The sequence below is a fragment of the Streptomyces atriruber genome, assembly GCF_001418325.1.
Lineage (GTDB): Bacteria > Actinomycetota > Actinomycetes > Streptomycetales > Streptomycetaceae > Streptomyces > Streptomyces atriruber.
In genome coordinates, this window is the sequence record NZ_LIPN01000355.1 from 1 (window position 1) to 8,108 (window position 8,108).

Annotated in this window: 11 protein-coding genes and 1 pseudogene; 2 read left to right on the forward strand and 10 right to left on the reverse strand. The window is 72.6% G+C overall.

The features are described 5' to 3' along the window. From AOK03_RS31385 to AOK03_RS31415, 7 genes are all read right to left on the reverse strand, one after another. Positions 1 to 399 (reverse strand): SDR family NAD(P)-dependent oxidoreductase (locus AOK03_RS31385; RefSeq protein ID WP_157869126.1); only part of this gene is annotated, 399 nt, incomplete at its 3' end. 13 nt (positions 400 to 412) lie between these two features. After that, the gene (locus AOK03_RS31390) at positions 413 to 691 is read right to left on the reverse strand and encodes an acyl carrier protein (protein ID WP_055568761.1); all 279 of its coding nucleotides are present in this window, start codon (positions 689 to 691) and stop codon (positions 413 to 415) included. Positions 692 to 762: 71 nt separating this feature from the next. Further along, positions 763 to 1,974, reverse strand: a complete 1,212-nt coding sequence (locus AOK03_RS31395; protein WP_055568762.1) for a ketosynthase chain-length factor — start codon at positions 1,972 to 1,974, stop codon at positions 763 to 765. Further along, a complete protein-coding gene (locus AOK03_RS31400) occupies positions 1,971 to 3,242 on the reverse strand; it encodes a beta-ketoacyl-[acyl-carrier-protein] synthase family protein (RefSeq protein ID WP_055568763.1) in 1,272 nt (423 codons plus the stop codon). Before AOK03_RS31400 ends, AOK03_RS31395 begins: the two co-directional genes overlap by 4 nt. Then, complete coding sequence (locus AOK03_RS31405; protein WP_055568764.1) at positions 3,239 to 3,568, reverse strand: TcmI family type II polyketide cyclase; 330 nt, start codon at positions 3,566 to 3,568, stop codon at positions 3,239 to 3,241. Before AOK03_RS31405 ends, AOK03_RS31400 begins: the two co-directional genes overlap by 4 nt. 163 nt (positions 3,569 to 3,731) lie before the next feature. Beyond that, a complete protein-coding gene (locus tag AOK03_RS31410) occupies positions 3,732 to 4,427 on the reverse strand; it encodes an antibiotic biosynthesis monooxygenase (RefSeq protein WP_055568765.1) in 696 nt (231 codons plus the stop codon). 52 nt (positions 4,428 to 4,479) lie between these two features. Continuing rightward, complete coding sequence (locus AOK03_RS31415; protein WP_482256402.1) at positions 4,480 to 5,925, reverse strand: FAD-dependent monooxygenase; 1,446 nt, start codon at positions 5,923 to 5,925, stop codon at positions 4,480 to 4,482. A 238-nt stretch (positions 5,926 to 6,163) separates the two neighbouring features. Here AOK03_RS31415 and AOK03_RS31420 point away from each other — a divergent pair, with 238 nt between their 5' ends. Then, positions 6,164 to 6,589 (forward strand): nuclear transport factor 2 family protein, encoded by a 426-nt coding sequence (locus AOK03_RS31420; protein WP_055568767.1) that lies wholly within the window; start codon positions 6,164 to 6,166, stop codon positions 6,587 to 6,589. Positions 6,590 to 6,603: 14 nt separating this feature from the next. Here AOK03_RS31420 and AOK03_RS31425 read toward each other — a convergent pair whose 3' ends face one another. Together AOK03_RS31425 and AOK03_RS44925 are read right to left on the reverse strand one after the other, a co-directional pair. Further along, complete coding sequence (locus AOK03_RS31425; protein WP_055568768.1) at positions 6,604 to 7,020, reverse strand: pyridoxamine 5'-phosphate oxidase family protein; 417 nt, start codon at positions 7,018 to 7,020, stop codon at positions 6,604 to 6,606. Positions 7,021 to 7,091: 71 nt separating this feature from the next. Continuing rightward, a complete protein-coding gene (locus AOK03_RS44925; protein ID WP_279616341.1) occupies positions 7,092 to 7,220 on the reverse strand; it encodes a hypothetical protein in 129 nt (42 codons plus the stop codon). 261 nt (positions 7,221 to 7,481) lie between these two features. Here AOK03_RS44925 and AOK03_RS31430 point away from each other — a divergent pair, with 261 nt between their 5' ends. Then, complete coding sequence (locus tag AOK03_RS31430; RefSeq protein WP_055568769.1) at positions 7,482 to 7,715, forward strand: DUF6059 family protein; 234 nt, start codon at positions 7,482 to 7,484, stop codon at positions 7,713 to 7,715. A gap of 18 nt (positions 7,716 to 7,733) precedes the next feature. Here AOK03_RS31430 and AOK03_RS31435 read toward each other — a convergent pair. Beyond that, positions 7,734 to 8,108: pseudogene (locus tag AOK03_RS31435) on the reverse strand (hypothetical protein); the annotation flags it as partial.

Sequence of the window (8,108 nt, forward strand, 5' to 3'; positions counted from 1 at the left end):
GCCCTGCATGCCCCCGGCACTCAGCACCGCCCGGGTCATCCGGAACACACTGTTCAGATTCGTGTCGATCACGTCGTCCCACAGCTCGTCGCTGATCTCCGCCGTCACCCCACCCCCCGACCGGCCCGCATTGTTGACCAGCACATCAATCGCGCCGTACCGCTCCACCGCCGCCCGCACGAAGGACGTGATGGAGGCGGCATCGCGCACGTCCAGGGTCTGGCCCTCGGCGTCCAGGCCCTCCTCCCGCAGCTGCTTGACGGTCGAGGCCACGTTCTCCGCGGTGCGGGCGCCGATGAACACCCGGTGGCCCTGTGCGGCCAGCAGCCGGGCGGCGGCCAGGCCGATGCCGCTGGTGGCTCCGGTGACGAGCGCGACGCGGGGGGTGTGCTGTGTCATGTCGGGTGTCCTTTCAGGCCACACGGGCGGCGGCCAGCCGCTCGTTGACGGTGTGGATCAGTTCCCGGGGGGTCAGGGCGTCGGTCAGCGTGTCGTCGTCGAGGGCGATGCCGTACTCCCGCTCGATGCAGCCGCCGGTCTCCAGCAGCGCCAGTGACTCGTAGCCCAGCCCGGCGAACGTGGTGTCCAGGATGTCGCCGTCCAGATCGGCGGCCTCGTCGGCGCCCGCGGCCTCCAGGAGGATGCGCTGGAGGTCGGCGAGGGTGAAACGCTGCTGCGTGATGTCGCTCATGTCGGTCTGCTTCCTTCGTCTCGGGCTCGGCCGGCGCGGCGGTGCGCCGGCCCCGGTGCGCCGCGGGCAGTTCACCGCCCGGCGCGCACGACCAGCGCGGAGTTGAACCCGCCGTGGCCCCGGGCCAGCACCAGCGCGGTGCGCAGGGTGGCCGGGCGCACCTGGTACAGCACCAGGTCCAGGTCGTACTCGGGGCAGGGGTCGATGTGCACGGTGGGCGGGATGACGCCGGCCCGCATCGCCAGCAGGGCGCAGGCCACGTCCAGCGGTGCGGCGCCGGAGTGCAGGCGGCCGGTCATCGTCTTGGGCACGGTGACCGGCACCCGGCCGGAGCCGAACACCGCGCTGATCGCCTCGGCCTCGGCGCGGTCCAGCTCGGGCACGCCCGCGCCGTCGGCGAAGACCACGTCGATGTCGCCGGGGGCGGTGCCCGCGTCGTCCAGGGCGATGCGGATGGCGGTGCGCAGGGTGGAGGCGCGTCCGCTGCCGGGCGGCGGGTCGAACGTCGCCCCGTACCCGGCCAGTTCGCCGTAGACCGTGGCGCCGCGGGCGCGGGCCGCGGCGGCGGACTCCATGATGAAGATCGCCCCGCCCTCGCCGGGCACGTAGCCGCGGGCGTCGCGGTCGAAGGGCAGGTAGGCGCGGGTCGGTTCGTCGCTGTCGCTCATCCGTCCGCCCGCGAGCTGGGCCACCCAGCCCCACGGGCAGACCGAGGCGTCCACGGCGCCGCCCACGATCAGCGGGGTGCCCTTGCGCACCAGCCGTCGGGCCTGCGCCAGTGCGTCCAGGCCGCCGGCCTGGTCGCTGACGACGACGCCGCTGGGCCCCTTCATCCCGTGCCGGATGGAGATCTGGCCGCTGTTGACCGCGTAGAACCAGGCGAAGGACTGGTAGGCGGAGACGAACTGGCTGCCCTTGGACCACAGTTTCTGCAGTTCGTCCTGGCCGAACTCGAAGCCGCCCGCATGGCTGGCGGTGACGACCCCCATGTCCAGCGGGTCGAAGGTCTGCGGGTCGACGCCGGCGTCCGCGAGCGCCCAGTCCGCCGCGGCCAGCGACAGCCGGGTGACCCGGTCGGTCTGCGGCAGCAGCCTGCCGGGCAGATGCTCCGCGGCCTCGAACCCCGGTATCTCCCCGGCCAGTTGGGCGGGATAGCCGGAGGGGTCGAAGCGGGTGATGCGGCCGATGCCGCTCTTGGCGCCCAGGGTCGCCGCCCAGTAGTCGGCCGTGCCCAGGCCGTTGGGGGCGGCGATGCCCATGCCGGTGACCGCGACCGGGGTCATACGGTGCTCCTTTGCGCGCTGGTGAGCACCATGGCGCTCTGGAATCCGCCGAAGCCGCTGCCGACCGTCAGTACGGAGTCGACCCGCTGGTCACGGGCCGTCAGCGGGACGTAGTCCAGGTCGCATTCGGGATCGGGCGTGTGGAGGTTGGCGGTGGGCGGCACGACGTCGTACTCCATCGCCAGGGCGGAGGCGGCGATCTCGATGGAGCCGATGGCGCCCAGCGAGTGGCCCACCATCGACTTGATCGAGCTGACCGGGGTGCGGTGGGCGTGCGCGCCCAGCGCCCGTTTGAACGCGGCCGTCTCGTGCCGGTCGTTCTGCTTGGTGCCCGAGCCGTGGGCGTTGATGTAGTCGACCTGTTCGGGGTTCATCCGGGCCTCGGCCAGGGCCAGGCGGATGGCCTCGGCCATCTCCGCGCCGTCCCGCCGCAGTCCGGTCATGTGGTAGGCGTTGGAGCGCGTGGCGTAGCCGGCGATCTCGGCGTAGATGTGCGCGCCGCGGCGCCGGGCGCTCTCCAGTTCCTCCAGGACGAAGAAGGCGGCGCCCTCGCCGAGCACGAAGCCGTTGCGGGTGCTGTCGAAGGGCCGCGAGGCCCGCTCGGGCGCGTCGTGGCGCGGTGTGGTCGCCTTGATCGCGTCGAAGCACGCCATGGTGATCGGTGAGATCGGCGCGTCCGAGGCCCCGGCGACCATCACGTCGACGGAGCCCTCCCGCACCAGCTCGACGGCGTAGCCGACCGCGTCGATGCCGGAGGTGCAGCCGGTGGAGACGACCGTGGCGGGTCCCTCGGCGCCGACCGCCCAGGCCACCTCCGCCGCGAACGAGCTGGGCACCAGGTAGTTGTACAGGTGCGGTACGGCGTAGCGGTGGTCGACCAGGTCGAGCCGGCCGCCGTCGCTGACCACGCGGTACTCGTTGTCCAGGCCCATGGTGGCGCCCACCGCGCTGCCGACGACCACGCCGATCCGGTGGCGTGCGAAGGCGTCCAGTTCGGCGCCGCTGTCCTGGACCGCGCTGCGCGCGGTGACCACGGCGAACTGCGCGGCCCGGTCCATGCGCCGCACCTCCTGCGGGCTGAGCCCGTGCTCCAGGCCGCAGAAGTCGGCCTCGGCCGCCACCTTGGAGCGGAACGGCGCGGGGTCGAAGAAGGTGATGCCGCGGGTCGCGGTGCGGCCCTCGCTGATGAGCTGCCAGAACTCCTTGCGGCCCAGGCCGCCGGGCGCAAGGACCTCCAGGCCGGTGATGGCGACGCGGCGCTGCGTCATGCGCCGGCCTCCCAGGAGTAGAAGCGCCGGGCCATGGCGTCGGCCGGGGAGCGCCAGGTCGCCGGGTCGTAGGCCTCGATGTGGGGCTTGAGGTCCTCGCTGATCCGCACGAAGCGCGGATCGTCCTTGGCCAGCTCGATCCGGGCGCCTCCGTCGTCGGAGTCGAAGTCCTGGAGGTGGAAGTACAGGCCGCGGTAGGCGAAGAGTTGACGGCGCCGGGTCCCCATCCGGTGGGGCATGTCGGTGGCGTCGAAGTCGGTGAACAGGTCGGCGACGCCGCGGCTGGAGTCGACCGCCATCCGGGCCACGATCAGCGTGCTGTGCATACCTCGCTCCTTGCGGTGGGCGCCGGGTGCTGGGCACGGCAGGGGCGGAACCGGCGGGCCGGTGTCGAGCGGCCCGGGGCCGGGCGCAGCGCCCGGCCCCGGCGGAAGTCCGGGCGCTGTGGGGGCTCGACGGGCCGGTGCGGGCGGCCGGGCCGGGCAGGGGTCACGCGCCTGCGGCGCGGCTGTGGATCACCCGGTAGGAGTTCCAGTCGCTCTCGGTCTTCAGGGCGTTGACGCGCGCCTCGGACTTCTGGCGGGTCTCGGACTGCTGCGCGGTGGCCTGGTTGCGGTGGGCGTCGTACTGCTCCTTGCTCGCCCACTGCGAGTAGACGACGGCGAAGGGGCCGTCCAGGAAGCGGGCGCGCAGGCCCTTGAAGACGCTGTGCGAGCGGTAGCCGGGCACGTCCACGAGCCAGGACTGGCCCTCGCCCAGCTCCGCGATCAGCTCGTCCTGGTTGCTCTCGGAGACCTTGAAGATCTCGATGACGGTGTGGTCGTCGCGGTCGGGCGACACCTCGGTCGCCTCGCCCTGGGAGGGGTGGCGCTGGGTGTGGACGATCTCGCTCTGCAGCAGCCGGATGGAGGTGGTGATGTCCTGGAAGACCGGCAGCGTGCGGTGCTTGAACTCCTCGCCCGCATAGCGCTTTTCCAGGTCCTCGCCGCTGCGCCACTGGATGAAGTTGGCGGTGCCCGGGCTGTCCTGGCCGGCGTGCACGGTGGAGGAGATCCAGCCGTCGAAGGCCGCGGTGTCGACGATCTTCCGCATCTCCTGGATCAGCTGGTCCTGCTTCTCCGGCCGGTCGGTGGTGAACAGGTTGAGGACGGTCAGGTGCTTGTCCTGGGTGGAGATGTAGGGCATGGCGTGGTGTCACTTCCTGTCAGGAATGGATGCGCGGGCGTGCGGTGCGGGTTCAGGCGGCGGGGCCGAACCAGCGCTCCAGTGCGCGGGGCAGGGTGCTGGGGTCCTGGCCGGTCGAGATCCAGGCGAGGTAGCCGTCGGGGCGCAGCAGGATCCCGTCGGCGTCCGGCAGGTCCTCGCCGCGCTGCGCCTCGACGATGTCGACGCGGTCCGACCAGGCCTTGGCGGTGTCCAGCAGCGGGCGCTCGGACCCGAGGTCGAGCAGGACGCCGCGGCCGCCGGCCAGCAGGGTGTAGAGGGTGGTGGGCTGCCCGTCGCGGGTCAGCGGGCCGTCCGGCACGCGCCGGCCGAGCAGGGGGTGCTCCCCCGGTCCCACCTCGTGGCGGATGTCGAGTCCGGTGACCATGCCGACGAGGTGGCGCTGTACCGGCTCGTACTGGGTGAGCTCGGTGAAGACGTCGAGCAGCGGGGTGATCTCGTCGCCGCCGAGGTAGAGGATGCGCTGGGCCAGGGTGTTGGTCAGGATGCGGGCGCCGACCGGGTGCCGCTCGCTGTGGTAGGTGTCCAACAGCGCGTCGGGGGCCGCCCCTTGCAGGACGAGGGCGAGTTTCCAGCCGAGGTTGACCGCGTCCTGCACGCCGGCGCTCATGCCCTGGGCGCCGATGGGCAGGTGGATGTGCGCGGCGTCGCCCGCCAGGAACACCCGGCCGCGCCGGTACTCGGCGGCCTGCCGGCTCACATCGGTGGTCGAGCTGACCCACAGCGGGGTGGCCGCGTGGATGTCCTCGCCCGACAGCTTCTGGAAGGTGTCGGCGACCTCGTCGAAGGTGATCGGGTCGGCGCTCTTGCGCAGCGGCTCTGCGCGGTCGTAGTAGATGATGCGGCAGCGGTCCGGGCCCAGCGGCAGCACCATGATCATGCCGCCGGGCACCCGCTCCCCGGCGAACCGGGGCCGCAGCCGCACCCCGGCGATGTCGGCGAAGCGCAGCTCGATGGCCGGCTCGGTGCCGGGGAAGTCGATGCCGGCGGCGCCGCGCACCGCGCTGCGCGCGCCGTCGCACCCGATCACGTAGCGCCCGCGCAGCTGCTCGCCGCCGTGTGGCCCCAGCACGTGCAGCGTCACGCCGCCGTCGTCCTGGGCCAGGCCGGTGACCTCCAGGGGCCGGCGGATGCGGGCGCCCTGTTCGGCGGCCCAGCCGGCCAGCATCGCCTCGGTGCGGGACTGGGGTATGCCGCGGGCGCCGTAGGAACCGCCGCTGAGCACCCGGTAGTCCAGCGGCACCCCGCCGAAGTGCCCGGCGGGGATGACGTCGACCTCGCCGAGACGGGACAGCAGGCCGCGCTGCCCGAATTCCTCGATGGTGCGCGCGGAGAATCCAAGGGCGCGTGACTGCTGCATCGGCTCGGCAAGCCTGTCGACCACGAGAACGGAAATTCCGTGCAGGCCCAACTCCCCGGCCAGCATGAGTCCCGTGGGGCCCGCACCTACGATGATCACGTCCGCGTCATAATTGTCCATCGTCGCCCATCCGCCCTCTTCTGGTTGATGTTTTACGAGTATGGACAGCGCCGGACCGGGCGGTAAAGAGACATCGGTACAGGGCTTCTACAGCCCACTACAGAAACGTGCGGAGAACGTCAGATCTTCTACAGGCGGGGTTGGTCGGGGCACCTTTGTGGGCGCATTCTCAAGCATGACCTCGACTGAAGCTGAATCCTTCACTCCGGACACGGCCATGGCGGACGCCTTTACCGTGCGCGGGCTACTGGACCGCTATCTCCTGGCGTTGGACACCGAAAAGCTGGACGACGCGTGGGCGCGCACCCTCTTCACCCGGGACGCCGTCGTCGCGTTCCCCCTGAGCCGGTACGAGGGAATACACGGGCTCGCGGAATGGCATCGCAATGCGCTGGCGAATTTCGCCCGCACCCAGCACCTGAATTCCCCCGCGGTGGTGGACTGCACGGGCGACGAGGCGACGCTGCGCGCCAACCTCGTCTCCACCCACGTCCACCATCCCGGCGGCGAGGGGCCGGAGTTGTTCACCACCGGCACCTCGGTGAGCGGCGCGGCGCGGCGCACGCCGGACGGCTGGCGGCTCACCCGGCTCTCGTTCGGGCTGATCTGGGTGGACGGGGTGCCGCCCGGCGCCCGCGGCTGATGCGCGCCGCGCTCTCAGCAGTTGAGGCTCAGCACCCGGTCGACCGCGATCTCCACGACCACGCGGCCCGGCGGGTTCGGCGGCCCGGAGAAATAGCGTTCGGTGTAGCGGCGGACGCCCTCGGCGACGCGTTCGGGGGTGTCGAAGACGCGGGCGGTGCCCTCCAGGACGATCCAGGAGAAGCCGTCCACCTGGCACAGCGCGACGCGGGCCTGCGGCGCGGCCAGCACGTTCTTGACCTTGCGCGTGGTGTTCACGGTCAGGACGCGGGCGAGGCCCGCCGCGGCGTCCCAGGTGAACCGCACCGGCGTCAGATGGGGCGACCCGTCGGGCCGCAGCGTGGTCAGCACGGCGGTGAGGGGCGCCGCCAGGAACCTTCCGGCCGAGGGGGACAGCGCCGTCGTGCCGGCGCGCTGCGGGGAGAGCGTCATCTCTGGGATTCCTCTTTCCGTCACCGGCGCAACGCGCCCTGGCACACCGCCGGTCCGGCCGGGGTGGTCGGTCAGTCGATGCCACGGACCACGTTCGGCTCCGCGGGGTCGTCCTCGTCGTCGTCCACCCCGGCGAGCCGGAGCACCGGCGCGGCCCCCTCGGCGCCGCGTCCCTGCCGCTCACGTTCGGCCTCGTCCATGGGCCTCTCCTCCCGCGACCGTGCGCCCTGCGGGGCTGCGGAGCCCGGTTGCTCCACCCGGCCACGTTGCCAAGGCGCTCTTGAGGCCGGGCGGAGGGGCGGCTCGAGTCCGCCTCGACACCGCGTCGACCGCGCCGGCCCGGCGGCCCCGCCGCTTGAGTCGGCTTCGAATCCGGTTCGACCGGTGGCCCGCACAGTGACGGCTCCCGGCGCACCCGCAGCCACCGCAGCCCCCGCGGCCACGCCTTCGGAGGGATCCCCATGGCCAGCTTGATCAGGCGTTTGTGCCGCGAGGTGTACGCAGCCCTGCAGGCCTACGGCGCCATCTACATGTCGGGCCCCTGGGTGCCCCCGGGCGCCGGGCCGTCGGGCAAGGGCCCCGCGGGCAGGGAACTGGCGGGTCCGCCCACGGCCCATCCGGAGCGGCTGTGCCCGGAGGTGGCGCTCACTCCGGTGGAGCGGGCGCTCAACCGGCAACTGAAGGCCGGGTCCTGACGGCCCGCAGGGGCGGCCTCACACCGCTTCCTGGCGGCTCCTGAGCCGCTCGGCGAACAGGCTCCATTCCTTGCTGACGCTCTCCGCGATGGGGGCGATGACGCCCAGCCAGTGCGCCGGGACGGCATTGACCAGGTCCTGCCAGCCGTTCGGGTCGGTGGCGTGCAGCGCCATCCACTGGAGGAACTCCTTGCCGCCCGCGGTGTAGCGCACGCACGGGTCGTTGGCGACCTTGGCCGCGACCGTCTCCCAGGCGGGCGGCGCATCGGCCGGGCCGGTGCGCCGCGGGGGCGCGCCCTCCGCGTCCGGCGCCGGGGCGTGCTCCGTCACCGGCGGGGCCTGCGCGGGCCGGTCGGCCGGGTGCAGGGTCAGCCGTGCCCCGGTCCCCCGCAG

Excerpts from the sequence above, each read along its gene's own strand:
- AOK03_RS31410 (WP_055568765.1), bottom strand. The coding sequence starts at position 4,427 with ATGCCCTACATCTCCACCCAGGACAAGCACCTGACCGTCCTCAACCTG.
- AOK03_RS31425 (WP_055568768.1), bottom strand. The coding sequence starts at position 7,020 with ATGACGCTCTCCCCGCAGCGCGCCGGCACGACGGCGCTGTCCCCCTCG.
- AOK03_RS31430 (WP_055568769.1), top strand. The coding sequence starts at position 7,482 with ATGGCCAGCTTGATCAGGCGTTTGTGCCGCGAGGTGTACGCAGCCCTG.
- AOK03_RS31420 (WP_055568767.1), top strand. The coding sequence starts at position 6,164 with ATGGCGGACGCCTTTACCGTGCGCGGGCTACTGGACCGCTATCTCCTG.
- AOK03_RS31405 (WP_055568764.1), bottom strand. The coding sequence starts at position 3,568 with ATGCACAGCACGCTGATCGTGGCCCGGATGGCGGTCGACTCCAGCCGC.
- AOK03_RS31395 (WP_055568762.1), bottom strand. The coding sequence starts at position 1,974 with ATGACCCCGGTCGCGGTCACCGGCATGGGCATCGCCGCCCCCAACGGC.
- AOK03_RS31400 (WP_055568763.1), bottom strand. The coding sequence starts at position 3,242 with ATGACGCAGCGCCGCGTCGCCATCACCGGCCTGGAGGTCCTTGCGCCC.
- AOK03_RS31390 (WP_055568761.1), bottom strand. The coding sequence starts at position 691 with ATGAGCGACATCACGCAGCAGCGTTTCACCCTCGCCGACCTCCAGCGC.
- AOK03_RS44925 (WP_279616341.1), bottom strand. The coding sequence starts at position 7,220 with ATGGACGAGGCCGAACGTGAGCGGCAGGGACGCGGCGCCGAGGGGGCC.